Source organism: Chitinophaga dinghuensis (genome assembly GCF_003259435.1).
Taxonomy (GTDB): Bacteria; Bacteroidota; Bacteroidia; order Chitinophagales; family Chitinophagaceae; genus Chitinophaga; species Chitinophaga dinghuensis.
In genome coordinates this window covers 723,433-749,313 of record NZ_QLMA01000001.1, presented here as the reverse complement: position 1 = coordinate 749,313, position 25,881 = coordinate 723,433, and the positions used below count along the sequence as shown (strand labels likewise).

The following is a 25,881-nucleotide window of genomic DNA, read 5'->3' as shown; positions in this document are numbered from 1 at the left end:
TGATAAGTTCTATTAAATAGTACCTACTGCCATCTGGCTCAGATAAGAAGCCATTTCCAGTTGGTATTGTTTCGCTACTTTTCTAGCTTCTTCTGCAAAATCTTCTCCGTTTCCAGCGTAGATAATAGCGCGACTGGCATTCACCAGCAGTCCGCAATCCTTATTCATGGCCTGACGGGAAATATCTTCCAGACTGCCGCCCTGTGCGCCTACGCCCGGAACCAGGAAGAAATGATCTGGAACCATCTTACGAATTTCACCCAGTTGTGAAGATTGCTGTGTAGCGCCGATCACAAACATGAGATTATCCGGCGTACCCCATTGCATACCCGCTTTCAGTACCTTCTCAAACAAATATTCTTCTCCTGATTTTTGCAGCTGAAAATCCTGGCTGCCTTCATTGGAAGTCAGTCCCAGCATGATAGCCCATTTTTCAGGAAATTGCAGGAAAGGTTCCACACTGTCGCGGCCCATATAAGGCGCTACTGTTACGGAATCAAAATTGTAAGTATCGAAAAAGGTTTTCGCATACTGCGTAGATGTGTTTCCGATATCACCTCTCTTTGCATCTGCGATGGTGAAAATCCCCTGCGGGATATATTCGATGGTGCGTTGCAGACTTTCCCATCCGCGAATACCCATGCACTCATAGAACGCTGTGTTGATTTTATAAGCAACACAAAGATCTTTGGTAGCGTCAATAATCGCCTTATTGAAAGCAAACACCGGATCTGCATGAGAGAGCAGGTGCTTTGGAATCTTTTGCAGGTCTGTATCAAGACCTACGCAGAGATAAGACTGCTTTTCCTTAATCAGATTCACCAATTCCTGTCGATTCATAGTCGGTTTTATTTGGGGCGCAAAGGTAAGCAAAACTGGCCCAATTAAAGTTATTTCATTTTACCCTGATAATTACCCGCACGCATTTTATTTTTTTAAATATCCTGTACAGGCCGTCTGGCTTCCATTTCATCTGCAATGCGGTGGGATTCCTGATCATTTTTTTCTCTCAGGTGTTTGATGATATTAAAGAAATCTGCATCCTTTTTATTGCCACTCAATTTATAATTTGCATTAATATCACGCACTTCTATTTCAAACCCCACGATCGCCTTCAAATTACTTATTAAAGTTTTCTCATCTATATCTTTTAAATTAACAGGGTGTTGAGACGCGGCTTCATAATGTTGCATTAGATCATCGAGGTTTTGAATGAGCTCCTGTTCGGATAAAATGCGTGTTTTTCCGTGCACATGTACGACCATATAATTCCAGGTAGGAATTTTATCTTTTTCATACCAGGAGGATGAAATATAAGCATGGGGTGTGGAGAAGACCACTAAAGTATCTTGTTTGCCGAAATACTCCCATTGCTTGTTGATTTTGGCAATATGGCCCTGGAGTACATATTTTCCGTCGGGCGTTTGTTTTAAGGTCAGGGGGAGATGTGTAGCTTGCGGAACGCCATGTTCATCTGTATCCACCACCATGGCGAAGCTGAATTCCCGCATGAAGGCTTCAATTTTGTTCCAGTCTGTTTCTCTGTTGAGTTTCGAGGTGTACATAATTCAGGGATTAGGTTTAAAAGTTACAAAAAAAATATGCAGACGTTCCCCTTGATGAAGGTAGAAGTCTGCATATCCATAAAATATTTATACTTGGGAAAATCGCTTATACTACGATATCCACCATTTTAGTAGGCGCTATATTGGCATTGCGCATGGCGATATTGCGGGCAGCGGCGCCGGCGATATCCAGGAAAGCCTTGCGGGTGACAGGTTCATCGCCAGCCATAGCAGGCGTGCCATAGTCGCCCCCTTCGCGGATGCTCTGTACCAGCGGTATCTGGCCGAGGAAAGGAATATCCAGTTCATCTGCCAGTTTGCGGCCGCCTTCTTTACCGAAGATATAGTATTTATTTTCCGGCAGTTCAGCAGGTGTGAAGTAAGCCATATTTTCCACCAGGCCAATGATAGGTACATTAATCTGTTTGCCCATAAACATGGCGATACCTTTTTTCGCATCGGCGAGGGCCACGTCTTGTGGAGTGGTTACGATGACTGCGCCGGTAACAGGAACTGTCTGTACGAGTGTCAGGTGAATATCGCCGGTGCCTGGAGGCATGTCGATGATCAGATAGTCCAGGTCGCCCCAGTGTACATCGGTGATGAACTGGCGTAACGCGCTGCTGGCCATAGGACCACGCCAAACCACTGCTTCTCTTTCATCGATGAGAAGACCGATAGACATGAATTTGATACCAAATTTTTCCATTGGCTCAATCATACCTTTACCTTCTACGCTCACCATCATAGGACGTTCGCCGCGTACGCCGAACATAATAGGAACGGAAGGACCGTAAATATCAGCATCCATGAGGCCTACTTTTGCGCCATCACGACCTAGTGCCAGGGCCAGATTTGCGGCTACAGTAGATTTACCTACTCCACCTTTACCGGATGCCACTACGATAATATTCTTCACATTTGGCAGTGCCCCACTTCCATCTTTGCGTTTACTGCTAACATTCGCAGTCATTACCACTTCCACTTCCGCTTCTTTGCTCACCAGCATGTGAATTGCATTCACACAGGCATTGCGGATCATATCCTTCAGCGGACATGCAGGCGTTGTCAGTACTACCGTAAATTTTACTTTATTCCCGTCTATTTCTATATCTTTAACCATGTTCAACGTCACCAGGTCTTTCCCCAGATCTGGTTCTTCTACGTTGCTCAGGGCTTTTAAAATCTGCTCTTTCGTCATCATAAATTGTTGTTAAATTAGATTCCAGGGAGCAAAGTTAACCCAATTGGGGCTTAATTTACAACTCTGATTTGCTTCGCTGTAACTGTCAGGAAGTATGATCATAACACTTAAATAAATTTCTATATCTTACAGCGGTAATGCAGAAAAGATCCTACATACTGTCACTTTTAATTGTTTTCCTTTTATCTCCTTTCCTTCTGAAAGCACAGATTCAGGAATTTAAAGACAGCATTATCCAGATATCTGGTATCACCATGACGGCGGACAGCCTGAAGGCCATTCCAGCAGTTAGCATCATGGTAAAGGGCCAGGGCAGAGGTACTATCTCCAACCGTCAGGGGGTATTTTCCATTGTGGTGTTCAAAGGCGATACTTTAAGCTTCTCTGCTGTCGGGTTTAAGAAAAAGGACTATAAGATTCCGGTGAATCTGCCTGGCAACGCCTATTCTCTGATACAGTTGATGATCGAGGATACTACGTATCTCCCGGCAACCATCATTCGTCCATATCTCACCAAAGAAGAATTTGAACGGGCTTTTGCCAGTATGGACATCCCTGATGATGCCTACGAGGTAGCCCGAAAAAATACAGAAGGCAACCGGCTGCGCGCCCTTGCCCGCGTCACTCCTATCGACGGCCGAGAAGGCACCAATATGTACCTGAAGAAACAGGCGCAGTCCCTCTATTACGCCGGTCAGCCACCTCCACAGAATATTTTCAACCCACTCTCCTGGGCACAGTTCATCCAAGCCTGGAAACGGGGAGATTTCAAAAGGAAAGATGATGATAATTAGGCGGTTTATTCGTTTATTTGTTCATCATAAATTCATCCTGTAAACGAATAAAACGTTTCATACACCATGCAAAAAATTGCAGTAATTGGCGCTGGTACCATGGGAAATGGTATTGCTCACGTATTTGCGCAGAATGGCTTTCAGGTACACCTCATCGATGTAGCGGAAGCAGCCTTGCAGAAAGCATTACAGACCATTGGCAAAAACCTGGACAGACAGGTAGCTAAAGGTACGGTAACAGAAGCGCTGAAAACAGAAACCCTGGCCAATATTACCACCTTCACAGACATCGCCACTGGCGTTAAGGAAGCAGACCTCGTAGTAGAAGCAGCTACCGAAAATATTAATCTGAAACTGAAAATCTTCCAGGACCTGGATCAGCATGCAAAACCTGATACCATTCTGGCTACGAATACCTCCTCTATTTCCATCACGAAAATCGCCGCTGTTACCAAACGCCCGGGTAAAGTGATTGGTATGCACTTCATGAATCCCGTACCAGTGATGAAACTGGTGGAAATCATCAATGGCTATGCGACTGAAAAAGAAGTCACCAAAACCATTGTAGCCCTTTCCGAAAAACTGGGTAAAGTACCTTGCGTAGTGAATGACTATCCAGGTTTCATTGCCAACCGCATCCTGATGCCAATGATCAATGAGGCCATCTATTCCCTCTTTGAAGGCGTTGCTGGCATAGCGGAAATAGATACAGTGATGAAACTCGGAATGGCCCATCCAATGGGGCCGCTGCAACTGGCGGATTTCATCGGTCTGGACGTTTGCCTCTCCATCCTGAATGTATTACACGACGGTTTCGGTAATCCTAAATATGCGCCATGCCCATTGCTGGTAAATATGGTGACAGCCGGATACCTCGGTGCTAAGAGCGGCGAAGGATTCTATAAATATACGCCGGGTAGCAAAGACCTGGTGGTAAGCGATAGATTTGAAGGGTAAGCGCCTTCGGCGCTGGTTCTTTTCTCGCAGAGCAGCATAAGCAGCTAAGCAGCAAAGGATTTATGGGGAGATCGAGGTTTGCCGGGTTTTTCTCGCAGAGCAGCATAAGCAGCTAAGCAGCAATGAAGATTGTTGGATAACCGCGGATGGGTTTCTCGCAAAGGGCGCAAAGGGGCAAAGGATTATGTTTTGTTGTTTAGTTAAGCCCGCAAATGCTCTTGAGGGTACTTGTCTTCAAATACTTTAGGGCAAATTGGTTTAGTGAGATAGTACATATGTCTTTGCGAGCTACAACAAAACACAATCAAACAACACAGCATAATCCTTTGCCTCTTTGCGCCCTTTGCGAGAAACCAGCAAACGTAATCTTATGCTGCTTTGCTGCTTATGCTGCTCTGCGAGCAAAGCCGCCGCAGGCGCCCTCGCGAGAAACCAGCAAACGTAATCTTATGCGGCTTTGCTGCTTACGCTGCTCTGCGAGCGAAACCACCGCAGGCGCATCAAACAGCCTTCACTTCCAGTCCGCGGATATCCTGCAACTTCAGCAGGCACAGCTCTTCCTGGCTTTTAGGTATTCCAATATCCATGGAACAAAATAATTGCATTTCCTGCGCCAGCACGGTCACATTATGTTGCTTTACCACCATCATCACATCATTCATAATGGTGTAATCGAAGCTCAGATGATAGCGTTTCTCCACATTTTTCTGGATAACCGGCACTAACTGTAACACCATCGCAGTACTTAGCTTGTAAGCGTTGATCAGTCCTGGTACGCCCAGTAGCGTTCCGCCGAAATAACGTACCACCACCACCAGTACATCTGTTAATTGTTTGCTGTCGATCTGGCCGAGAATAGGCTTTCCGGCGCTTCCGGACGGTTCACCGTCGTCATTGGCGCGGTATTGCAGCCCATCTGTACCTAAGCGATAAGCATAGCAATGATGCGTTGCTTTCGGATGTTCTTTTTTGATTTCCAGCAGGCAGGTTTTGACATCTTCCGCTGATTTTACGGGGTATGCATATGCCAGGAATTTACTTCCCCTGTCTTTAAATTCAGCTACAGCATTCTTATCTATAGTAAAGTAAACTTCCATCCAAACAATTTAGAATAACCAATTAATTCACATGCGCGCTTATTGCACTTACATTCCATCTGCCTGTCGATGGTAAATATCTACCCTGTCTGTATCCAGTGTATACGTATCCGTTAGGGCGGCGTTTGTCAGTACAGGGGCCGGCTTCCCTCCTTTCAGTGTACCCGGGCCGGTGATGATCCGGCATTCGTCCCACAGTTCGCTCTCAATGAACTGTTCCAGTACATGCGGGCCACCTTCTACCAGCACGCTGATAATGTTCTTTTTATGTAACTGATCCAGTAGTTGTGGCAACAGGTCATCATAAAAATCCAGTTGCATAATTTCCGAAGTGCCTTCGGAATCAGCCGAGCGTCCGGAAATAAAGATGGTAGGCACACTACCGTCCCAAACATGATATTCATGGGGCACTTTCAGCGCCTTATCAATGACCAGGCGCACAGGATCTTTTCCTGGCCATAGTCTTGTATTCAGTTTAGGATTATCGTGTATGGCAGTGCCGGTACCTACCAGAATACTCATTTCTTCACTGCGCCAGCGATGTACGAGCCTGTCTGTATAGGTATTGGAAATCCGGACTGGTTTGAAGTCATCCGCAGCCATCAGGCCATTACGGGTCTGCGCCCATTTCAGAATGACATAAGGTCTTTTCCGTTCATGAAAGTTAAAAAACCGACGGTTCAGGTTCCGGCATTCTGCTTCCAGTACGCCCGTTTCGACCGAAATTCCGGCTTTTTTGAGCTTTTCTATACCTTTTCCGGCCACTTTGGAGAAAGTGTCCTGGCAACCGATGACCACATGCGGGATCTTATTCTCCACAATCAGATCGGCACAAGGAGGCGTTTTTCCATGGTGTGCGCAAGGTTCGAGGCTGACATACATCGTAGCCCTGGAAATCAGGTCCTTGTCTTCCGGCGCTACGCTGTTAATACAATTCACTTCTGCATGGGCCTGACCATACTGTTGGTGATAACCTTCTCCAATGATACGTTGCTGATGTACGAGCACGGCCCCGACCATAGGATTGGGAGCGGCATGACCGGCTCCCATGGCGGCCAGCTCCAGGCAACGTTGCATAAAAAATTCATTGAAAGTGCTATCCATAATCCCCGGTGATATAAGTATGTTTGCAAAAATATTGTTTTTACCATTGACTATACAAACGGCCTTCACTTTTATTACCGGCGCCATAGGCGATATTTACGATGAGCGGGAAGCCTCGAACATCGCACATATAGTACTGGAGCATATTACCGGCCTGGGAAAACTGGACAGAATTATTCATAAGGAACGTGACTTATCACCGGCGCAAAAGGAGCAACTGACAGCTGCTATTGCTGCGCTGCAGCGCATGGAGCCTATCCAATATATCACGGGCACAGCCTGGTTTTACGGACTGGAGTTCAATGTAAGTCCCGCTGTGCTGATTCCCCGGCCAGAAACGGAGGAACTGGTAGATTGGATAGTTAAAGATACTGTAGGGAGACACGGGCTCCATATTCTGGACATCGGCACAGGGAGTGGATGTATTCCTTTATCGCTTAAATCCGCCATGCCAGATGCAGTTATCTCTGGTGCAGATGTGAGCGATGCGGCACTGGACGTAGCCCGCAGCAATGCGGCCAAACTGAATCTGGAAGTGAATTTCCGTCATTTAGACGCTTTGGATTCGGTGCAAATGGGCGCACTGGAATCTTTTGATATAATTGTCAGCAATCCCCCTTATATCACACAAAAGGAGCAGGCAGAAATGCAACAGCAGGTATGGGGCTTCGAACCCTCGCTGGCATTATTTGTTCCAGACCATGATGCCTTGTTGTTTTACCGGCATATTGCCCTTACTGCACTGGAAAAGCTAAGTAAACCAGGATATTTATATTTTGAAATCAATGAAGCTTTGGGAAAAGAGGTAGTGGAGTTATTGCAGGGGCTTGGCTTTGAGGGGGTTGAACTAAAGCAGGATTTCTTTGGAAAAGACCGTATGGTAAAAGCAGGAATTACGGCATAACCGTAATTCCTGTTTGAATATTATTCTTTATGCGCTGTGGCCAGCACTACTTTAGCCCCTACTGATCTGGCTATTTCCATCACACTTACAACATCTTCAATAGGAACTGTTTTTTCAGCATTGATTACCACGGTGGGGTCCACGGTTTCGTGGGTCAGCGCAGGTAACAACGCTTGCTTGAGCGATTCGAAAGGCACTTTATTGGTACCTACGAAAAACTCATGGTTACTATTGATGCTTACCACCACCGTTTGTTTGGCTTTGGTATTGCTGGTAGCCTTTGGCAGCGCCAGTTTGATCACGTTGGGATTGGCCAGCGTGGAAACAATCAGGAAGAACAGCAGCAGGATGAACAAGATATCGTTCAATGCTGATTTATCCATCTCCACATGTTTCCGGTTTCTACTGCGTAAATTCATTATCCGTTAGTTTAGCGGGTTGGTTCCTGCAGAATATCCACAAATTCAGCGGAGGCACTCTCCATTTTATTCACCACTTTATCGATTTGCGCATTCAGGAAGCTGTAACCGATGAAGGCAATAATACCGATAATCAGACCAGTAGCGGAAGTAATCATCTTTACATAGATACCGCCGGCAATGGTTCCCAGGGTGATATCGGAGGTGATAGAAATGTTGAAGAAGGTCTGGATCATACCTGCGATCGTACCCAGGAAGCCGAACATCGGCGCAATTCCGGCAATAATAGACAGAATAACCAGGTTTTTCTCCATGCGGTACACTTCCAGCTTTCCTACATTCTCCATGGATTTCTCGATAGCATCGATGGGTTTACCGATACGCTGGATACCTTTATCAATCATACGTGCGATAGGACTGTTGGTATTCTTCGCCAGGGAACGGGCAGCCTGGATATTACCATTCATGATCTGATCGCGGATCATTGGCATGAAGTTGTCTTCCAGTTTGCCAGCTTTGGAGATAGTCAGCCATCTTTCAACAAAGACGAAGACTGCAATCACTGACAGCAGGCCCAATGGAATCATCAGCACACCGCCGTTTTTCAGTAATTCCAGCAGACTGATATGCTTGTCTGCCGTTGCTGCAGCGGCGGTTACGCCCTGTGCTACTGTATCTGCCTTGGGAAGAAGTTGATCCTGTAATAGCGTGATAAGTCCTAACAACATGTTTTGAATTTATACTAATAACGGTTAAAATAGTAAAATAATTACGAATTATGCTTTTTCCTCCCAAACCTGTGCCAGAAGTACAATAGTTTGTACTGCTTTTTGCATATCCTGGATACTCACGTACTCATGTTTGCTGTGGAGGGCCATTTCACCGGTAAAAATATTTGGACAAGGCAGTCCCATGAAAGAGAGACGCGCGCCATCGGTACCGCCACGGATACTCATTTTCAACGGTTGTACTCCTGCGCGACGGATCGCTTCAGCAGCATAGGCCGTTACTTCCGGATGTTGATCCAGCACTTCTTTCATATTGCGGTACTGTTCATGGGTGCGCAGTACGCCTTTTGCGCCAGGGTAGCGTTCCAGCACTTTTTCCATGATACGGCGCAGGAAATTCTCATGCATTTCCAGAGCAGATGTTTCAAAATCACGGATAATGAAGTCTATTTCTGCTTGTTCTACGGTGCCGCTTATACGAACCGGGTGAACAAACCCTTCTCTGTCTTCAGTTGTTTCAGGGGAAAGGCTGTCTTTCGGTAACGCATCTACGATTTCGCTAACAATTTTGATGGCGCTGATCAGTTTGTCTTTCGCCGCACCTGGATGTGCGCTGACGCCACTGATAACGATTTTGGCGGAATCGGCGGAGAAGTTTTCATCTTCCAGAGATCCCAGTTCGCCACCATCCATGGTGTAGCCAAAGTCGGCCCCCAGCTTCTTCATATCTACTTTTTCCACACCGCGGCCTACTTCTTCATCAGGAGTGAACAGGATACGGATGGCGCCATGCTTGATTTCAGGATGCGTCATCAGGAAGTTGGCGGCATCCATGATTTCCGCCACACCGGCTTTATCGTCTGCACCCAGGAGGGTAAGACCGCTGGCAGTGATGATGTCATCTCCCTTTTTACTTGCCAGATACGGGTGTTCGCTGGCACGGATGATAACAGTAGCATCATCTGGCAGGTGAATATCTTTCCCGTCATAGTTCAGGTGAACGAGCGGTTTTACGTTGGTGCCACTGCTGTCCGGAGAGGTATCCACATGGCTGCAGAAGCAGATAACAGGAACTTTTTTGTCAGTATTAGCAGGAATGGTAGCATATACATAGCCATGCGGGTCCAGTTCTGCATCGGTAATACCCATGGCATGCAGTTCCTGTACGAGAAGCCTGGAGAGGTCTTTCTGCTTTTCGGTGGTAGGAAAGCTGCTGCTCAGCGGGTCTGATTGTGTATCTATTTGCGCATAACGCTTGAAGCGTTCATCTACGGTATATTTATAATTTGTAAACATATTGCAAACCTAAGGAAAAATCGGGGATGCATTTATGCCGTCAATGTAAAATCCGAATTCATTAAATTTGAATAATGAGAGAACAGGAAGGCTATACAACTACTTGTCCGCGTTGCGGTGGCAGCATTCAATGCAACGTGGATGATATCGCCAGATGCTGGTGCACACAATTATACCTGAGCAGGACGGAGCGGGATTATATTGCGGAAAGGTATGAGGATTGTCTTTGTGAAAGCTGCTTGCATGCATTAAGGGCTGAATTAAAGGCAGTGCAGGTGAAAGGGGGAGACAGCCAGTAAAAGAAAAATCCTCCCCACACTAAGCATGGAGAGGATTTCGCGAAAATATGGTGATTATAAAATTTCTACCAGTTCCAGATCGAAGATCAGATCTTCGCCAGCCAGAGGGTGGTTACCATCCAGGGTAATATTTTCATCACTTACAGCTACTACGCGAACAGGGATAACCTGACCTTCAGGACCGCTCATCTGCAGTTGCATACCAACTTCAGGATTCAGACCTTCTGGGATATTTGCTTTAGGGAAATCGATGATGAATTCCGGTGATTTCTGACCATATGCCTGATCAACAGGGATGTTGATGGTTTTTTTGTCGCCCACTTTCATTTCCAGCACACCATTGTCAAAACCTTTGATTACCATACCAGAACCTACGGTGAACTCCAGTGGCGCTCTGCCTTCTGAAGAGTCGAAGGTAGTACCGTTAGTTAAACGGCCATGGTAGTGTACTCTAATTGTATCCCCGTTTTTAACAGTTTGCATAATAATTATTTATTTAATGTTAAGATAAGAATTATCCGCAAGGTAAGTAAAGCTTCCCGAATCACCATTTTTTTGTACAACACAATTGAATTGCCGTATATTCCATTTATGAAACGAATACTCATTGCTACTTTCCTGACCTGTATGCTTGGAAGCCAGGCTATGGCCCAATATGCGACCAACGTAATCACTGGCGCAGACCAGATCAGCGACTGGGCTCCATCACTGAAGAATAGTCGCGTTGCATTGCTGGTCAACCAGACTGCCACTATAGGTAATACACATTTAGTGGACTCCTTGTTGAAATTAAAAATAAAAGTTCAGAAAATTTTTAGTCCAGAACATGGTTTCAGAGGAAATGCAGACGCCGGCGAGAAAGTAGGCAATGCCACTGATCCAGGTACCGGCTTGCCTATAGTGTCTTTATATGGCGCCCATAGAAAGGCGACCAAAGCCGATTTACAAGACGTTGACGTCATTATTTTTGATATCCAGGATGTTGGCGCACGCTTCTATACTTACATTTCCTCCCTCCAGGAAATCATGGAATCCGCTGCAGAGAATAAAAAACAAGTACTGATACTGGACAGACCCAATCCTAATGGCGACTATGTAGATGGTCCCATTCTGGATACCGCCTTCAAATCCTTTGTAGGCATGCAACCTATTCCCATCGTGCATGGCATGACCATCGGCGAATATGCTCGTATGCTTAATGGCGAAGGCTGGCTCCAAAAACGCATGAAAGCCAATATTCGGATAATATCGTGTAAGAACTATACCCATCATACTTTCTATGCATTACCCATCGCGCCTTCTCCTAATATTCCAAACATGAAGGCCGTGAATCTGTATACCTCTCTCTGTTTCTTTGAAGGTACCAATATCAGTCTCGGACGCGGTACAGACAAGCCTTTCCAGATATATGGCGCTCCATCGCTGCCTAATACCGGATTCTCGTTTACCCCTCGCAGTACGCCAGGCGCTAAAAATCCGCCATTGAAAGATTCTCTTTGTTATGGCGAAGATCTTTCCCATGCGCCGGAAGCCACGCCATCCTTAGGGAGAAAAATTCAACTGAAATGGCTGTTATCTGCCTACAAAAATTATCCGGACAAAAGCAAATTCTTCATTCCTTTCTTCAACAAGCTCGCAGGGAACGCTATCCTGATGCAACAAATCAAGGACGGCATGAGTGAAGAGGCGATCCGTAAAACCTGGGAACCCGGCCTGGAGAAATTCAAACGTATCCGCGCGAAGTATCTGCTGTATGCAGAATAAAACAGGTTGTTAGCAAGAACCTTTATATTTTTGCAATATGTCAAAAGATTTGAGAATAATTTTTATGGGTACGCCCGACTTTGCCGTGGCGTCTTTAGATATATTGGTAAAGAATGGGTTTAATGTGGTAGCGGTGATTACCGCCCCTGATAAACCCGCTGGCAGAGGCTTGCAGCTTCAGGAAAGCGCCGTTAAAAAATATGCGGTCGCTAATAATTTACCGGTGCTGCAACCAGAAAAGCTAAAAAACCCTGCATTCATCGAAGAGTTAAGAGCTTTGAAGGCGGATCTGCAAGTAGTAGTGGCTTTTCGTATGTTACCAGAAATGGTATGGGATATGCCTTCGGAAGGTACTATCAACGTACATGCGTCGCTGTTGCCACAGTATCGCGGTGCAGCTCCTATCAACTGGGCTATCATCAACGGTGAAAAATCCAGCGGTGTCACCACTTTCAAGCTGCAACATGAAATTGATACCGGGGACGTACTGTACAGCCAGGAAGTGCCTATTCGCGAAGATGAAACTGCCGGTGAACTCCACGATGCCCTCATGCAAACAGGTGCAGACCTGCTGCTGAAAACGGTGCAGTCGATCGCCGCCGGCACCGCTAAAGGTACGCCCCAGGCCCATTTCGAAGCAGCCGATATCAAACATGCGCCGAAGATCTTTAAAGAAACCTGTAAGATCAACTGGGAAGCATCTCTTGATACGGTGTACAACCTGGTTCGTGGATTAAGTCCCTACCCCGCTGCATGGAGTACGCTGCAAGGAAAAAGCATGAAGATATATAAGGCCCATAAAGAACATATACAACCCACTATTGCACCAGGAGAATATGAAACAGATCAGAAAACTTTCCTGAAGATCGCCGCTACAGACGGTTATCTCGTATTGGATGAGATACAGTTGGAAGGGAAAAAGAAAATGAACGTGGTGGAATTTTTGAGAGGGTATAGATTTTAATTTAATATTTTTCAATATTCAGGACAGGCTGCAGATGGTATCTGCAGCCTGTTGTTTTTAGTATTTAGGAGTACTACAAGCCCCATAAAAGCAACCTTAATACCTGACAGGCGTCATTTTTTCAATATAAAAAACGCCATCCGCCATATGACAGAGATCCATGTTCAACGCTTTATGTCCAAATACTTTGGCGTTAGCCCCGTGCGAACATAAATCCGCAGTCCTGTTACGCAGACTTACATAACCATAGTCCTGCATGATCGTTTTAAGATATGATTCCAGACCATCTTTAGCCGGTTGTCCCACTTTCAGATTTAGAAATCCAACTTTCGCTTTACCAGTATAAGAAGTAAACAGCATGCAGTAATAGGCAGCACCAAATGATTTCCGCAAATCATTCCCCATGGATGATTTACGAAAATCCTTGTCTGCAACCAGGTTGACATTGTATGCAAGATGAGAAGACGCTGCCCACAGTATTATTTTCTTCTCTTTAAAAATGGTATTTGTAGCTAGCGTTAAATTACTTGCCATAATGGAGTCACGAAGAGAGAAATTCCCATATTTCCTTCTGTAATCCACCAGGATATTATCGGCTATCTGTAACCAGTAAGCGATCTCTTTTCCAGCGAGATGATGAGTGGCAATAGCTTGCTGAAGCCTACTAATGGTATTAAACAATATAGTCGTGTCTGCAGCAGATAATTTCGTGAAAAAATTAGAGAATTTGATATGCTTTCTGAGCGCATCAGCAAAAGTGATCTCATCTTCCAGAATGGGCTGTCGAGTTGCCAATGCTGTTGTGTTAATAAACTGAGTGAAGTCTGTGATAAAATCTTTCTTTGCAAAATCCCCTGCCAGTTGGCAATCAAAGCCAGCTAACGTTAACGGCTGTCCTTTTTTCCGGCATTCGTCCATATAATCCGCTAGCTTTCTTACTTCTTCACAATTCCACGTGTCGAATATGGCTTTAAAAATATTTTCATTAGCACCGCCCCCTGCTTCCATTATTTCATTGGCCTTAGTGCAATCATATAATCCGCTTTCAAAGGCAATGACATTATATCCAAGCTCCTCATGGAGATATTTAATTAGTCGCACCTTAGCTTCAAATGTTGCACCATCACCATGACTTTGTTCTCCCAGTCCAATAATGCGTACATCCTTTAGTTCTTCTCTCAGAAAATGCAGATCGTTGTAATCCGCATTTTCAGGATGAATGGCTGCGATTTTATGAGGAGTAACTTGCCCACATACAGCAGCTATCAAAGAGAATTGCGTAAGAAAAATAAGAATGGTAAAATGGATTGTTTTCATACCCAGAGCATTTAACTGCTTTTGATCCTTTATCAGCAGAGGGTTTCAGCAGGCGCGAAAGGTAGGACAAATCAAAAGCTATGCCTTCTCATATATTAGCCGCTTTATGGCGATTTTATACTAGATAAATCTTAAAACAAAAAAAATCCGTCTCTGCTAAGCAGAGACGGATGCGCTTCGAATATATAATGTCTTCTTAAAATTACTTCTCGTAACTCAGCTCACAATAGAAGCGGCTTTCATTACTACCCAATGCATCCTGTGCACTGTCGCTCAGTTTGATGATCAGGCCAGCATTGGCTTTCATCTGAGGAATTACATCCAGTACTTTTGCATAGATGGATTTACCATTGAGCGGATTGGTTACTTTAATGATTGTACCGCGAGGAGCTGTATTATGCAAAGCATAATATTTACCTACCGCGTTGCTCTTAAACCAGGTACCAGGGCCTTTTTCACCATTCGCTTTCTTACCGTTGCTGGTTTGTTGATTATATACTTCTTCAAAGTTTTCACCATTGGCTACAGCAACCGGGGTTCTTGCAGGTGCAGGCGCGGAGGTAGTAGGCGCATCTGCAATCTGTTCGGATTGTTCCTGTACTGGGCGAGGCTCAGCTTCTTTCTTTGCTGATTCTTTTTTAGGTGCAGGTAAAGCTGGTTGTGGTTTCTCCACTGGTTCTGCTACTGGTTCTGCTGGCATTTCTTTCTTAGCAGCTGCAACTGGCGCAGATCCTGCGCTACCGCCTGCTTTGAGAAAACCGATAACGATGTAGCTATCTTTTTTCAGGCCATCACCAGAAAAATTATTCCATTGACGAATATTCTCCAATGGCACTTTATTATGATTTACAGAGACACGATATAATGTTTCCTTGTCTGTCACTTTGTGATAAACAGGGGTTCCGCTGGCATCTGCTTTTTGAGAAAAGTTAGCTGCTGTCAGTGGAATATGTAAACTATGTCCTAGTTGTAATCCATGATCCATGGAAGTATTGTTAACGGTAGCAATCTCTTTTGGAGGAACACCGTAAGTACGGCTGAGACTATAAAAGTTTTCTCCTTTCTTTACGATATGGCTTATGTACAGATCAGGGCTAGTACCCATTACCTGCAGCGTGTCCTGTGCCTTCACTACTCCTGCGCTCAAACCAAATAAGGCAATTGATAGAATCGATTTTAACATACTAACTCTTTTTATACTTTTTCGGGCAATAAATTAATCTTAATTCCTGACAATCTGCTTGAATTACAAACGAAAAAATTGCAGCCCGTAGTATAGTTACAATCCGTTTATATCTTTCAGAATTCTCAGTTCTTTCGGATAATAATTGTTAATCCTGTTGGGCAGAATTTTCGCCCATCCCAGGTTCATATCTTCGTAACGCATCAATACCCAGCCTTTCACATCGGCACGAATGCCTGGATCTTCTTTACGCAGATAATGCAACGCTTCCTGCAAGCTCAGGTTAACCCCTGGTATGTTGGCAGATACCAAGGTACTCGCAGCGAGCTGATGATCGGGTATTAATTCCTTCTGTCCTAATTGTCCGGCTTTCACACCCGCTTTGCGAATATACAACTGTTGCTGTAACAGTGAAATATCTTTTGCTAAATTTTTTGGTAAAATTAATACATCTTCCTGATGCATCAGAAATTCATACTGCTCAGGGCCAATGATCCAGTCATTCAATCTCGGTCTTTCTTTTGCTCCCAGGAAGGTATTCTTCTGCTCTTTGAACTTACGTGGCTGCTCCCCGTTTTTCTTCCGGAAACAGGCAATGAAGAAGCCTTCCCCTTGTAGCTTATCCGGATAAAAGCGATACCCCGTGCAATTTTGGGAAGATACAGCGGAAACGATATGCCACTCTTCTTTCAATGGCACTTCCACATTCTCCAGGTCAAAATGCTCCGATAACCAATCCAATATTTGTTCATCTTCTTCCCTGGAGAAGGAACAGGTGGAGTAAATCAGGATGCCATCCTCTTTCAACGCAGGCAATACATCCGCCAGAATACGCTGCTGACGCTGACTGCAAAGCGTTACGTTTTCCGGCGACCACTCCGGTATCAAATCCGGGTCTCTGCGGAACAAACCTGAACCGGAACAAGGAGCGTCAATCACCACTACATCGAAGTATCCGGGGAGGCGACTAAAATCCCGCGGATCGTTATTACTCACCACCACATTAGCACTCCCCCACTTGGTAATATTATCTGCCAGTAAAGCGGCTCTCGGCTTAATCACCTCATTCGATACCAGCAAACTTTGTTCCGAGATCAGCGATTGCAATAAGGTAGATTTTCCGCCAGGAGCTGCACAAAGATCAAGCACACGCAGTTCCGCATCCAGGTCTACTGTAGCCCGCAATGCCTGCTCTACGAACATAGAAGAAGCTTCCTGCACATAATAAGCGCCGGCATGGAAATAGGGATCCAGTGTAAAAGAAGGCCGCTGTGGAAGATAATAGCCTTGCTCACTCCAGGGAACACGCGTCACCCCGCTGGCAGAAAGCGATTCCAGTACTGCGGCTTGTTGCCCGGCAGTAGTTAGTTTATGTGGATTTAATCGAAGAGACGTGATTTTTTCAGCAGATGCATGCACACGCAAAAAAGACTCCCTGTCGAAACCAGGCAATCCTTCCAATGATGCAATAAGTGCAGATGGTAATGTATTAGACAATGAACTGTTTTTCGCAAATGTAAACAAAACATCCGCGTCGACAATTATACCTGCTTTATTTCGGCCACCAGCTGCTGTAACATCTGTTTGGCATCTCCAAAAAGCATGGAGGTTTTAGGCTGGAAAAACAAATCATTTTCGATACCGGCATATCCGGGTTTCATACTGCGTTTATTCACAATGACCACTTTGGCGTTCTCCACTTCCAGGATAGGCATACCGTAGATGGGACTGGTAGCATCGTTTTTAGCAGCCGGATTCACGACGTCATTGGCCCCTAAAACCAATACAGCATCTGTAGTAGGCAGTTCTGCATTGGCCTCTTCCATCTCCAGCAGCTTTTCATAAGGCACATCTGCTTCTGCCAGCAATACGTTCATATGGCCTGGCATACGGCCTGCCACTGGGTGAATTGCATATTTCACCTCTACCCCTTTCTCTTCCAGCAGCTTTTCCAGTTCATGACATACGTGCTGGGCTTGCGCTACAGCGAGGCCATATCCGGGTACAACCATTACTTTATTCGCATAAGCCAGCACCACTGCCGCATCTGAGAGCGAAATTTCTTTATACGATCCCTGATCTTTTGTGCCGCCAGCAGGTCCGGCTTTACTACCGCCAAATGAACCAATCAGTACATTCTTCAGCGAACGATTCATGGCTTTACACATGAGGATGGTCAGGATAGTACCTGCTGAACCTACCAGTATACCGCCTGTCAGCATAACGGGATTATCATAGAGGAAACCGCCGCAAGCCGCTGCCACTCCCGTAAAGGAGTTCAGTAATGATATTACTACAGGCATATCCGCGCCCCCGATGGGCAACACGAACAACACGCCATAGAGTAGCGATAATAACAGCAGTCCATAAAATACGAGGTTGAAACCGGTAGCAGCCGTCTTTCCATGAGACCACAGTGGTAAAGTGTTATTGACATCTATCAGCAATACTGCCGCCAGTATCACAATGAGTCCGAGTACAACCAGATTGACAATATGTTGCCCTGAAAAAGAGAAATCCTTCACGCTTCCATTCAGCTTCCCCCAGGCAATCACGCTACCAGCAAAGGATACGGATCCGATAATCAGTCCCAATACAATAATCAGCAGCGTTCCTCTATAATCGACCTGGAAAAGAGACTGTAGTAGTTCCCTTTGTTCGGAGAACTGTCCCTGGCCCAATTGTTCCAGCATCTGGCCTGCTTGCTGCACATGTTGCATGGCAGCCGCCATCGCGGAAGTATTATTTCCCTGAAGATGATTGAATTCTACGATGGAAATCAGGGCGGCACAAGCGCCTCCCATTCCGTTGAACATACTCACCATTTCAGGCATGGCGGTCATTTTCACTTTTTTGGCAGCCATTACGCCGATCACCGTACCAATGAGCAGACCGGCGAATATCCAACCGTAATTATGGAGGGATTGTCCTTCAGGTTTATAGAGAAATATGGTTCCCAGTATGGCCAGCGTCATTCCAGAAGCAGCCACCAGATTGCCTTTACGGGCAGTATCTGGTTTACTTAGCATCTTCAGTCCGAGTATGAATGTAACAGAGCCAATCAGATAAATAACAGATAGTATGCTGGACATAAGCTATGACTTTTATTTTTTATCCTTCTTATTTTTGAACATCTCCAGCATGCGATCCGTTACAACGAATCCTCCCACCACATTGATCGTTCCTAATATGACTGCCAGGAATCCTAGTATCAGCGCCAGATAGTTGCCTGGTTCAGCCTTCCCCATCACGATGATAGCGCCAATGATGACCACTCCATGAATCGCATTAGCGCCACTCATCAACGGCGTATGCAATACGGAAGGCACGCGGGATATCACTTCTATCCCCAGGAAAACAGACAATATCACCACATAAATTAGTTCTATGTGCTGCTGAATAAATACGGATACCTGTTCCATTGCTGATGTTTTTATATTGTTCGGATGTGGAATGATTATATAGGGAGATGACAGTCTATGCGGGCTGCAACATTCCTTTCACGCGCTCATTCACGATTTCTCCGTTATGCGTGATGCAGGCTCCTGCAACGATGTCATCATTGAAATTAATGTCCAGTTTTCCTTCTTTGGTAAGTATCAGTTTCAGGAAATTCAAGAGGTTCCTGGCATAGAGTTTACTTGCGTCGGATGGCATAGTAGCAGCCAGGTTGGAGTCTCCAATGATAGTTACTCCGTTGTGCAGATAATTTTCATTGTTCCGGGTGGCTGCGGTATTACCTCCGGTGGCTGCAGCCAGGTCAACAATCACGGCGCCGGCACGCATATTATCCAGCATTTCTGCTGTAATCAATACGGGCGCTTTTTTTCCGGGTATCTGGGCGGTTGTAATGATGATGTCTGCTTTGGCCGTGCTTTCTGCAATTCGTTGTTGTTGAAGCCGCTGATAGTCAGCCGATTGTTCCACAGCATAACCGCCGGCAGCAGAAGCATCTGCCGCTCCTTCCACTTCAACGAATTTAGCGCCAAGACTCATCACTTCTTCCTTCACAGCAGGCCGGGTATCAAATACCTCTACCACTGCTCCCAGCCTGCGGGCAGTAGCAATGGCCTGGAGCCCGGCCACGCCGGCCCCCAGTATCAGTACTTTGGCGGGCGCAATACTGCCTGCCGCAGTCATAAACATGGGAAAATAACGACTATAGGTATACGCAGCCAGCAAGACAGCCTTATAACCGGCGATATTCGCCTGGGAACTCAGCACGTCCATACTCTGTGCACGTGTAGTACGAGGAATAGCATCCAAACTTAATGCGGTAATACTGCTGGAAGCCCATTGCTCCACTTCCCGCGGCCGGTAAAGTGGTTGAAGGGCGCCGATCACAATTTTCCCGGGAGGAATAGTTGCTAACAATTCCGCACCTGGAGGGTGAATAGCACAGATAATATCCGCTTGGGAAAGGATCTCGGATTCGGAGCGAATCACCGCTCCGGCAGCAACATACTGCTGGTCATCAAAGAAAGCGCTAGCGCCGGCCCCTTGCTCCACCCACACGGTTACGGACATCTGCTGCAATTGCTTCACTACTTCTGGGACTAGTGAAACACGGGTTTCCCTGTTTTTTTCTTTTAAAATTCCTACAATCATCTGGTGGAAAATTATATTGGAATTTAAAGAAAAAATGTGTCACAATTTCTTTTTCCCCCGAATTAATTTTTTGAGATCTTGTCTGCAAGCTGGCCTGCATACTGTATCAGTGCGGGAACAGCCACTCCTTCTACATAATTGCCGGCAATGTGGATACCTGGCCAGGTTTGTTCAAATTGCTCTACAGCCGTGCGCAGATGGGAATAACCCACATTCAGCTGTGGAATTGCTTTTTTCAGTATGGTAAAATGCTGCATCACAGGCGCAGCAGAAATATGTAATATCTGACTTAATTCGCTGAGAATCTGCTGGCGCAGTACCGCAGGATCGCCTGCCTGCAAGTAATGCTGTAGTCTTGCCCCACCTGTAAATACAGTAAACAAGACCTTTCCTTCCGGCGCTTTCTCCGGAAAAATAGCCGCATTACAAATAGCGCCGAGGAAATGCAGGTTTTCTCTGTTAGGCACCAGGAACCCAAAGCCGTCTACCGGATTGCCAATGGCTTTGGCATCATACCCCAGGTGAAATACGCCCATTTCAGGATATTCCACCGCCTGCAATATGCCGGCCAGCGATAAATCCAATGGCGCTATCATATTGGCGGTACTATACGACGGAGTAGTCAGGATGATGCGGGAGAATTCCTGAATAGAAAGGGTTCCATTCTCTATATACCCTACTTCATATCCGGATGCGGTAGATTGAATGGTATTAACGGCACTGTTGAATTTCACCGGCGTCTGTAACTTATCCAGCAAGGCCTTTGCCAGTTCAGCATTTCCGCCTTTTAGACTAATGATTTTTCTACCGCCCATGGCGCCCTTTTCCTTCATCAGCCCTTTCGTGATACTACCGTATTCTTTCTCCCAGCGAGGTAACATGGGCAATACTTCTCCAATACTCAGCCTATCTGGATTACCAGCGTAGATACCAGAGAGTACCGGGTCAAATACATAGTCGGCTATTTCTTTATTGAATCGACGCGTTACAAAATCGGATACAGATTCTTCCCCAGCCGGAGGTACAGAGGTACGAAACCGTTCTGTAAATAATTTCCATTTGCTGGCGCGACTCAGGTACTTAGACCCGATTATCTTAAGAGGATGTGGAGAAACGGCATGAAGGGTATGGTTCCTTACCAGGAACCTGTTTTTACTGGCAGCTGCGGCCATCAAAATTTTATCGCCCAGTCCCAGTTGCTGGAGATAAGCAAACATTTCCGGCGATGCAGCCAGCGAATTCGGGCCGGCATCCAGCTCAAATCCATCTATTTGCAAAGACTTCAATACTCCGCCTGCATGATCGGCCGCTTCCATCACCAGATAAGGAATCTGGCGCTGCTGCAGCTCATAGGCGATGCTTAATCCGGATAATCCGGCTCCAACGATTAAAACGGGTTGCTGTGGCATTAGGATAATCTTTTACGTTCTACTTTTCTATCAACTGCGTACAATATTTCACGATCGCATTTACCCACAGTGGGTGTACATTCAAACATGGTATCATCGTAAAGCTGTCGCCTCCGTTACTCATAAATGTATGTTTCCCTTCAACGGCAATCTCCTCCAGCGTCTCCAGACAATCGGATACAAAAGCCGGGCATACTACCAATAGCTTTTTCTTTCCCTCTTTCGGCAACTCTTCAAAACGGGCTGCAGTATAAGGTTGTATCCACTCTTCCTTCCCCAGACGGGATTGGAAGCTAATGCCCCATTTATCTTTAGGAAGGCCCAGTTTCTCTGCCACCAGCTCGGCGGTAATTGTTACCTGATGACGATAACAAAACTCATGGGCGGGCGATTTCACATGACAACAATCATTCACCTGCAAACAATGTTTGCCGGTAATATCTCCTTTTCGTATATGCCTCACCGGTACGCCATGATAACTGAAAAGCACATAGTCATAATCTTGCTGAAGATATGGACGCATACTTTCCGCTACTGCCTGGATATAATCCGGTTCGTCATAGAACGGAGGTACTATAGTTAGTTTGAACTTGTATTTCTTTTTACGGTAAATCTCTTTCGCATACTCCGCGGCTGTTTCATAGGAAGACATAGCATAATGCGGATATAGTGGCAAAAGCACCACCTCTTTCAGCTGCGGGTTCTCGGCTAACAGTTTATTGAAAGCCGCTTCCGGAGAAGGATTACCATATCGCATGGCTATCTCCACAGGCATCTCCATATCGTGCTGCACGGCTGTCTGCAATTGTTTTGTAAGCACCATTAGCGGGGAGCCTTCTTCCCACCAGATGGACTGATAAGCTTCCGCTGATTTGGGTGCACGCCTGGGAACAATTACACCGCCCACCAGTAATTTGCGCATTAACCATGGATAATCGATTACACGTTTATCCATCAAAAACTCCATCAAATACTTTTTAACATCCGGAACAGCCGTAGAATCAGGTGAGCCCAAATTCATCAATACAATTCCTACATCAGATTTATTGACCATGCTTTCTTTAAAATTGAAGCAAATTTAGGCTTGTTTCAGGTAATTTGATTCAGGGCTGAACATAGAATATCCTAACTTGTGCATAGAGAAAAGTAATAGGTAGCGTGCGAATGTCATCTGTTTGTAATGATTAAATCATGCGATCTTAATTTTTGGCAGACAAATGCACCTCTATGGCCAGCCTCATCCGTAAAAGCACGAAAACTGATAAATATCATTTTTTCATCGTATTGATTACCAGTGGAAGATATGACACACTAATGACAGCCTAATCCAGTTGTTTGCAGCGTATGCCAGTATTTTTGCACCCGGAAGCTTATACAGAAACATGCAGGTCAGTCATTCAAAAGAAATAGCAAATTTTCATATCGTTGGGATCAACTATAAGAAAACAGACGCTGCTATCAGGGGATTATACGCCATCAACCCGGCCCAATACCAACAACTCCTGGAGCATGCCAGGACTGTGCAATTAGATGATCTCTTTGTACTCTCCACTTGTAACAGAACAGAAGTGTATGGATTTGCCGCCAGTCCAGGGCAATTCATCGACCTGTTATGCGAACAAACAAAAGGCGATAGAGATCAATTACTGGAAATTGCATACACCAAATCCGGTGAAGAAGCTATCAGGCATTTATACCAGGTAGGAACCGGTCTGGACTCCCAGATCCTGGGCGACTATGAAATCATTGGTCAGATCCGCAATGCCGCCAAGTTTGCCAAATCAGAAGGCTCACTCGGCAGCTTCCTGGAAAGACTGGTAAACAGTGTCCTGCAGGTTTCAAAATTAATCAAAACAGAAACAGGACTCAGCGCCGGAACCGTATCTGTGGCCTTCGCCGCCGTACGTATGATGGAACGCAAAGTACCTGACATTAAAGATAAAAAGATCGTATTGCTGGGCGTAGGCAAAATAGGCCGCAACACCACCAAAAATATGATCGAATACCTGGGCGTGAAAGAGGTTACCCTCATCAATCGCACCCTTCAGGTTGCAGAAGACTTCGCGGTTCAACACGGATTGAAATATGCGCCTTACGAAAATATGGTGCCTGAAATCCAACAAGCGGATGTACTTCTCGTAGCTTCCAACGCGCCACAACCCACCGTTCTCGTGGATCATCTCCGCAACACTTCTCCAAAAGTGGTAATAGATCTCTCTATTCCATTCAACGTAGAAGCAGCAGTCGGCGATCTGGAGCATGTTTCCCTCATCAACGTGGATGAACTCTCCAAAGTACAGGATGAAACCTTGCAAAACAGAATGGGCGAAGTGCCAAAAGCCATTGCCATCATCGATGAACATATGGAGGAATTCCTCTACTGGTACAAAATGCGCAAACACGCAGTAGTACTGAAAGCGGTGAAGGATAAACTGCATGAAATTCACATGCGCGAAATTCAGCAGCAGAAAAATGGCGCTACCTACAAACAAGAAGATATGGAACAGGTTTCTGGCCGTATCATTCAAAAAATGATTAATCTCATGGCAGGTAAAGTCCGCAAGGAAACAGAGAAAAGTGATCTCTATATCTCCATGATTAACGATATTTTCGAGACAGGAGTTAACCAGGAATAACAAAATGGAAAAAGTTATCAGGATAGGCACAAGAGAAAGCCAACTGGCACTATGGCAGGCACACCAGGTAAACAATCTGTTGACCGCACAGGGATACAGAACAGAACTGGTACCGATCAAAAGTGAAGGAGATATTGACCTGGTTACACCCCTGTACGAAATCGGTGTACAAGGAATCTTTACTAAAAGTCTTGACATCGCACTGCTAAATGGCCGCATCGACATTGCCGTTCATTCTTACAAAGATGTACCTACCCAGCTGCCACAACAAATCGTTACCGCAGCAATACTGGAACGCGGTCCTGTAAAGGATCTGCTGGTATATAAAACCAATACGGATTTCCTAGAGCAACCAGACTATATCGCGAACATTGCTACCAGCAGCGTTCGCCGTAAAGCGCAATGGCTGCGTAAATATCCGCAACATCAACTGCACAACCTGCGCGGAAATGTAAATACCCGCCTGCAGAAACTTGCAGCTGAAAACTGGGACGGCGCCATCTTTGCCGCCGCCGGTCTGGAAAGAATCAATGTGCGTCCGGAAACAAGCGTAGAACTGGACTGGATGCTGCCCGCTCCAGCACAAGGCGCTGTAGTAGCGGTTTGCCGTGAAGACGACGCCTTCTGCCTGAATGCATGCGCTCCTTTCAACCACGCGCCTACCGCCCTGACCACCAAAGTTGAAAGAGAATTTCTGCGTACGCTCATGGGAGGTTGCACCACCCCTATCAGCGCATACGCCCATATTCAAGACGATACCGTTTTCTTCGAAGGCGAAATTTGCAGCCTCGATGGAACTAAATTTTTCAGCACCTCCCGCCAATCCGCCACTGGCAACGCTACCAACATCGGTAAAGATGCCGCGGAAGAATTACTGGCTAAAGGCGCCGCTGAAATTGTAGCACAGATAAGAAATGTCAAATGATCATTACCGCATATTATGTACAAGACCAATCCCTGCAAGTCTGATCCAGACGGCGGCCGACCATGGTATTGACATTACGGTAAAAGAATTCATACAAATCTCCCCTGTCCGTCTGCCCGAACTCTCCGGTGAAGATAACATCCGCAGCATACTCGCAGATATTCCCATGGCCTTTACCAGCGCTCATGCCGTGAATATCCTCCGGGAAATACTGGGAGACATTCATATATCCAACGACATTTGCTGTATCTCCGGAAATACCCGGATTGCAGCAGAACAAGCCTTCCCGGCGTCTGCCATCATTGCGCAGGCCCCTTATGGCATAGAGCTGGCCAACGCCATGCTCCAACTGAAAAATATTCATACTGTCAATTTCTTCTGTGGTAATATCCACCGCAAAGAACTTCCCGAAACCCTTAGCCAGGCCGGAATACAGGTGAATAAATATGTGATCTACGAAAATAATCCGCAACCGGAAAAAGTGGCTGACCATTACAATGGGATCTTCTTCTTCAGCCCCAGCGCAGTTAGCAGCTATTTCTCTGCCAACAGCATCCCCGCGGATACCGTGTGCTTCGCCATAGGAACCACCACTGCCAACGCTCTCCGGGAAGTTACCAATAACAAAATTATTATCAGCACCAACGTTGATGCCGACAGTATGGTGCAAACAACTATATCATACTTTAACAACAATAATTGCTAAGA

The 25,881-nt window shown here is 45.7% G+C and carries 26 protein-coding genes; 9 read left to right on the top strand and 17 right to left on the bottom strand.

Annotation, left to right across the window (positions count from 1 at the left end; all coding sequences use genetic code 11):
* Nucleotides 1–12: 12 nt before the first annotated feature.
* The 3 genes from pyrF to CLV59_RS03075 all read right to left on the bottom strand — a co-directional run bounded on the left by pyrF (nucleotide 13) and on the right by CLV59_RS03075 (nucleotide 2,769).
* Nucleotides 13–840 (bottom strand): orotidine-5'-phosphate decarboxylase, encoded by an 828-nt coding sequence (gene pyrF, locus CLV59_RS03085; protein WP_111590531.1) that lies wholly within the window; start codon nucleotides 838–840, stop codon nucleotides 13–15.
* Nucleotides 841–935: 95 nt separating this feature from the next.
* The gene (locus CLV59_RS03080; RefSeq protein ID WP_111590530.1) at nucleotides 936–1,565 is read right to left on the bottom strand and encodes an FMN-binding negative transcriptional regulator; all 630 of its coding nucleotides are present in this window, start codon (nucleotides 1,563–1,565) and stop codon (nucleotides 936–938) included.
* 106 nt (nucleotides 1,566–1,671) lie between these two features.
* Complete coding sequence (locus CLV59_RS03075; protein ID WP_111590529.1) at nucleotides 1,672–2,769, bottom strand: Mrp/NBP35 family ATP-binding protein; 1,098 nt, start codon at nucleotides 2,767–2,769, stop codon at nucleotides 1,672–1,674.
* A 137-nt stretch (nucleotides 2,770–2,906) separates the two neighbouring features.
* Between CLV59_RS03075 and CLV59_RS03070 the strand changes: the two genes are divergently transcribed.
* Nucleotides 2,907–3,563, top strand: coding sequence for a carboxypeptidase-like regulatory domain-containing protein (locus tag CLV59_RS03070; RefSeq protein ID WP_111590528.1), 657 nt, complete (start codon nucleotides 2,907–2,909; stop codon nucleotides 3,561–3,563).
* 66 nt (nucleotides 3,564–3,629) lie between these two features.
* Nucleotides 3,630–4,520: a 3-hydroxyacyl-CoA dehydrogenase family protein gene (locus CLV59_RS03065; RefSeq protein ID WP_111590527.1), complete on the top strand. Its 891-nt coding sequence runs from the start codon at nucleotides 3,630–3,632 to the stop codon at nucleotides 4,518–4,520.
* 500 nt (nucleotides 4,521–5,020) lie between these two features.
* On the opposite strand, the gene CLV59_RS03060 is transcribed toward CLV59_RS03065, so the two are convergent.
* Nucleotides 5,021–5,617 (bottom strand): IMPACT family protein, encoded by a 597-nt coding sequence (locus CLV59_RS03060; RefSeq protein WP_111590526.1) that lies wholly within the window; start codon nucleotides 5,615–5,617, stop codon nucleotides 5,021–5,023.
* A gap of 48 nt (nucleotides 5,618–5,665) precedes the next feature.
* Complete coding sequence (gene ribD / locus CLV59_RS03055; RefSeq protein WP_245950752.1) at nucleotides 5,666–6,694, bottom strand: bifunctional diaminohydroxyphosphoribosylaminopyrimidine deaminase/5-amino-6-(5-phosphoribosylamino)uracil reductase RibD; 1,029 nt, start codon at nucleotides 6,692–6,694, stop codon at nucleotides 5,666–5,668.
* A 46-nt stretch (nucleotides 6,695–6,740) separates the two neighbouring features.
* On the opposite strand from ribD, the gene prmC reads away from it, so the two are divergent.
* The gene (gene prmC, locus CLV59_RS03050) at nucleotides 6,741–7,625 is read left to right on the top strand and encodes a peptide chain release factor N(5)-glutamine methyltransferase (protein ID WP_111590524.1); all 885 of its coding nucleotides are present in this window, start codon (nucleotides 6,741–6,743) and stop codon (nucleotides 7,623–7,625) included.
* 20 nt (nucleotides 7,626–7,645) lie between these two features.
* Here the strand turns inward: prmC and CLV59_RS03045 are convergent, their stop codons facing one another.
* Genes CLV59_RS03045 through pepT form a run of 3 tightly spaced genes read right to left on the bottom strand, consistent with a single transcriptional unit; the run spans nucleotide 7,646 to nucleotide 10,068 of the window.
* Complete coding sequence (locus CLV59_RS03045; RefSeq protein ID WP_111590523.1) at nucleotides 7,646–8,044, bottom strand: ExbD/TolR family protein; 399 nt, start codon at nucleotides 8,042–8,044, stop codon at nucleotides 7,646–7,648.
* Between the two features lie 11 nt (nucleotides 8,045–8,055).
* On the bottom strand, nucleotides 8,056–8,772 hold the full coding sequence (locus tag CLV59_RS03040) for a MotA/TolQ/ExbB proton channel family protein (protein ID WP_111590522.1): 717 nt from the start codon (nucleotides 8,770–8,772) through the stop codon (nucleotides 8,056–8,058).
* Between the two features lie 48 nt (nucleotides 8,773–8,820).
* Nucleotides 8,821–10,068 (bottom strand): peptidase T, encoded by a 1,248-nt coding sequence (gene pepT, locus CLV59_RS03035; RefSeq protein ID WP_111590521.1) that lies wholly within the window; start codon nucleotides 10,066–10,068, stop codon nucleotides 8,821–8,823.
* Nucleotides 10,069–10,142: 74 nt separating this feature from the next.
* On the opposite strand from pepT, the gene CLV59_RS03030 reads away from it, so the two are divergent.
* Complete coding sequence (locus CLV59_RS03030; RefSeq protein ID WP_111590520.1) at nucleotides 10,143–10,367, top strand: cysteine-rich CWC family protein; 225 nt, start codon at nucleotides 10,143–10,145, stop codon at nucleotides 10,365–10,367.
* Between the two features lie 54 nt (nucleotides 10,368–10,421).
* On the opposite strand, the gene CLV59_RS03025 is transcribed toward CLV59_RS03030, so the two are convergent.
* Nucleotides 10,422–10,850: an FKBP-type peptidyl-prolyl cis-trans isomerase gene (locus tag CLV59_RS03025; protein ID WP_111590519.1), complete on the bottom strand. Its 429-nt coding sequence runs from the start codon at nucleotides 10,848–10,850 to the stop codon at nucleotides 10,422–10,424.
* Nucleotides 10,851–10,958: 108 nt separating this feature from the next.
* Here CLV59_RS03025 and CLV59_RS03020 point away from each other — a divergent pair, with 108 nt between their 5' ends.
* Nucleotides 10,959–12,131: an exo-beta-N-acetylmuramidase NamZ family protein gene (locus tag CLV59_RS03020; RefSeq protein WP_211323706.1), complete on the top strand. Its 1,173-nt coding sequence runs from the start codon at nucleotides 10,959–10,961 to the stop codon at nucleotides 12,129–12,131.
* Nucleotides 12,132–12,168: 37 nt separating this feature from the next.
* Nucleotides 12,169–13,095 carry a methionyl-tRNA formyltransferase gene (fmt, locus tag CLV59_RS03015; protein ID WP_245950751.1) on the top strand — a complete coding sequence of 309 codons (927 nt, stop codon included), beginning with the start codon at nucleotides 12,169–12,171 and terminating at the stop codon, nucleotides 13,093–13,095.
* Between the two features lie 96 nt (nucleotides 13,096–13,191).
* Here fmt and CLV59_RS03010 read toward each other — a convergent pair whose 3' ends face one another.
* From CLV59_RS03010 to hemH, 8 genes are all read right to left on the bottom strand, one after another.
* On the bottom strand, nucleotides 13,192–14,412 hold the full coding sequence (locus CLV59_RS03010) for an erythromycin esterase family protein (protein ID WP_111590516.1): 1,221 nt from the start codon (nucleotides 14,410–14,412) through the stop codon (nucleotides 13,192–13,194).
* Nucleotides 14,413–14,614: 202 nt separating this feature from the next.
* Nucleotides 14,615–15,595 (bottom strand): LysM peptidoglycan-binding domain-containing protein, encoded by a 981-nt coding sequence (locus CLV59_RS03005; protein ID WP_111590515.1) that lies wholly within the window; start codon nucleotides 15,593–15,595, stop codon nucleotides 14,615–14,617.
* A 96-nt stretch (nucleotides 15,596–15,691) separates the two neighbouring features.
* Entirely contained in the window at nucleotides 15,692–17,092 is a 1,401-nt protein-coding gene (locus CLV59_RS03000) for a methyltransferase RsmF C-terminal domain-like protein (protein WP_111590514.1), read from the bottom strand.
* 44 nt (nucleotides 17,093–17,136) lie between these two features.
* A complete protein-coding gene (locus CLV59_RS02995; RefSeq protein ID WP_111590513.1) occupies nucleotides 17,137–18,687 on the bottom strand; it encodes an NAD(P)(+) transhydrogenase (Re/Si-specific) subunit beta in 1,551 nt (516 codons plus the stop codon).
* 12 nt (nucleotides 18,688–18,699) lie between these two features.
* Nucleotides 18,700–19,017, bottom strand: coding sequence for an NAD(P) transhydrogenase subunit alpha (locus CLV59_RS02990; protein ID WP_111590512.1), 318 nt, complete (start codon nucleotides 19,015–19,017; stop codon nucleotides 18,700–18,702).
* A 55-nt stretch (nucleotides 19,018–19,072) separates the two neighbouring features.
* Nucleotides 19,073–20,203: a Re/Si-specific NAD(P)(+) transhydrogenase subunit alpha gene (locus tag CLV59_RS02985; protein ID WP_111590511.1), complete on the bottom strand. Its 1,131-nt coding sequence runs from the start codon at nucleotides 20,201–20,203 to the stop codon at nucleotides 19,073–19,075.
* Nucleotides 20,204–20,265: 62 nt separating this feature from the next.
* The gene (gene hemG / locus CLV59_RS02980; protein WP_111590510.1) at nucleotides 20,266–21,612 is read right to left on the bottom strand and encodes a protoporphyrinogen oxidase; all 1,347 of its coding nucleotides are present in this window, start codon (nucleotides 21,610–21,612) and stop codon (nucleotides 20,266–20,268) included.
* Between the two features lie 19 nt (nucleotides 21,613–21,631).
* Nucleotides 21,632–22,666, bottom strand: a complete 1,035-nt coding sequence (hemH, locus tag CLV59_RS02975) for a ferrochelatase (protein ID WP_111590509.1) — start codon at nucleotides 22,664–22,666, stop codon at nucleotides 21,632–21,634.
* 328 nt (nucleotides 22,667–22,994) lie between these two features.
* Here hemH and hemA point away from each other — a divergent pair, with 328 nt between their 5' ends.
* The 3 genes from hemA to CLV59_RS02960 are packed head-to-tail and all read left to right on the top strand — an operon-like array spanning nucleotide 22,995 to nucleotide 25,879.
* Nucleotides 22,995–24,248, top strand: coding sequence for a glutamyl-tRNA reductase (gene hemA / locus CLV59_RS02970; RefSeq protein WP_111590508.1), 1,254 nt, complete (start codon nucleotides 22,995–22,997; stop codon nucleotides 24,246–24,248).
* Between the two features lie 4 nt (nucleotides 24,249–24,252).
* A complete protein-coding gene (hemC, locus tag CLV59_RS02965) occupies nucleotides 24,253–25,173 on the top strand; it encodes a hydroxymethylbilane synthase (protein WP_111590507.1) in 921 nt (306 codons plus the stop codon).
* Nucleotides 25,163–25,879 carry a uroporphyrinogen-III synthase gene (locus tag CLV59_RS02960; protein ID WP_111590506.1) on the top strand — a complete coding sequence of 239 codons (717 nt, stop codon included), beginning with the start codon at nucleotides 25,163–25,165 and terminating at the stop codon, nucleotides 25,877–25,879. Before hemC ends, CLV59_RS02960 begins: the two co-directional genes overlap by 11 nt.
* Nucleotides 25,880–25,881: the final 2 nt, after the last annotated feature.

Excerpts from the sequence above, each read along its gene's own strand:
- pyrF (WP_111590531.1), bottom strand. The coding sequence starts at position 840 with ATGAATCGACAGGAATTGGTGAATCTGATTAAGGAAAAGCAGTCTTAT.
- CLV59_RS03080 (WP_111590530.1), bottom strand. The coding sequence starts at position 1,565 with ATGTACACCTCGAAACTCAACAGAGAAACAGACTGGAACAAAATTGAA.
- CLV59_RS03075 (WP_111590529.1), bottom strand. The coding sequence starts at position 2,769 with ATGATGACGAAAGAGCAGATTTTAAAAGCCCTGAGCAACGTAGAAGAA.
- CLV59_RS03070 (WP_111590528.1), top strand. The coding sequence starts at position 2,907 with ATGCAGAAAAGATCCTACATACTGTCACTTTTAATTGTTTTCCTTTTA.
- CLV59_RS03065 (WP_111590527.1), top strand. The coding sequence starts at position 3,630 with ATGCAAAAAATTGCAGTAATTGGCGCTGGTACCATGGGAAATGGTATT.
- CLV59_RS03060 (WP_111590526.1), bottom strand. The coding sequence starts at position 5,617 with ATGGAAGTTTACTTTACTATAGATAAGAATGCTGTAGCTGAATTTAAA.
- ribD (WP_245950752.1), bottom strand. The coding sequence starts at position 6,694 with ATGCAACGTTGCCTGGAGCTGGCCGCCATGGGAGCCGGTCATGCCGCT.
- prmC (WP_111590524.1), top strand. The coding sequence starts at position 6,741 with ATGTTTGCAAAAATATTGTTTTTACCATTGACTATACAAACGGCCTTC.
- CLV59_RS03045 (WP_111590523.1), bottom strand. The coding sequence starts at position 8,044 with ATGAATTTACGCAGTAGAAACCGGAAACATGTGGAGATGGATAAATCA.
- CLV59_RS03040 (WP_111590522.1), bottom strand. The coding sequence starts at position 8,772 with ATGTTGTTAGGACTTATCACGCTATTACAGGATCAACTTCTTCCCAAG.
- pepT (WP_111590521.1), bottom strand. The coding sequence starts at position 10,068 with ATGTTTACAAATTATAAATATACCGTAGATGAACGCTTCAAGCGTTAT.
- CLV59_RS03030 (WP_111590520.1), top strand. The coding sequence starts at position 10,143 with ATGAGAGAACAGGAAGGCTATACAACTACTTGTCCGCGTTGCGGTGGC.
- CLV59_RS03025 (WP_111590519.1), bottom strand. The coding sequence starts at position 10,850 with ATGCAAACTGTTAAAAACGGGGATACAATTAGAGTACACTACCATGGC.
- CLV59_RS03020 (WP_211323706.1), top strand. The coding sequence starts at position 10,959 with ATGAAACGAATACTCATTGCTACTTTCCTGACCTGTATGCTTGGAAGC.
- fmt (WP_245950751.1), top strand. The coding sequence starts at position 12,169 with ATGTCAAAAGATTTGAGAATAATTTTTATGGGTACGCCCGACTTTGCC.
- CLV59_RS03010 (WP_111590516.1), bottom strand. The coding sequence starts at position 14,412 with ATGAAAACAATCCATTTTACCATTCTTATTTTTCTTACGCAATTCTCT.
- CLV59_RS03005 (WP_111590515.1), bottom strand. The coding sequence starts at position 15,595 with ATGTTAAAATCGATTCTATCAATTGCCTTATTTGGTTTGAGCGCAGGA.
- CLV59_RS02995 (WP_111590513.1), bottom strand. The coding sequence starts at position 18,687 with ATGTCCAGCATACTATCTGTTATTTATCTGATTGGCTCTGTTACATTC.
- CLV59_RS02990 (WP_111590512.1), bottom strand. The coding sequence starts at position 19,017 with ATGGAACAGGTATCCGTATTTATTCAGCAGCACATAGAACTAATTTAT.
- CLV59_RS02985 (WP_111590511.1), bottom strand. The coding sequence starts at position 20,203 with ATGATTGTAGGAATTTTAAAAGAAAAAAACAGGGAAACCCGTGTTTCA.
- hemG (WP_111590510.1), bottom strand. The coding sequence starts at position 21,612 with ATGCCACAGCAACCCGTTTTAATCGTTGGAGCCGGATTATCCGGATTA.
- hemH (WP_111590509.1), bottom strand. The coding sequence starts at position 22,666 with ATGGTCAATAAATCTGATGTAGGAATTGTATTGATGAATTTGGGCTCA.
- hemA (WP_111590508.1), top strand. The coding sequence starts at position 22,995 with ATGCAGGTCAGTCATTCAAAAGAAATAGCAAATTTTCATATCGTTGGG.
- hemC (WP_111590507.1), top strand. The coding sequence starts at position 24,253 with ATGGAAAAAGTTATCAGGATAGGCACAAGAGAAAGCCAACTGGCACTA.
- CLV59_RS02960 (WP_111590506.1), top strand. The coding sequence starts at position 25,163 with ATGTCAAATGATCATTACCGCATATTATGTACAAGACCAATCCCTGCA.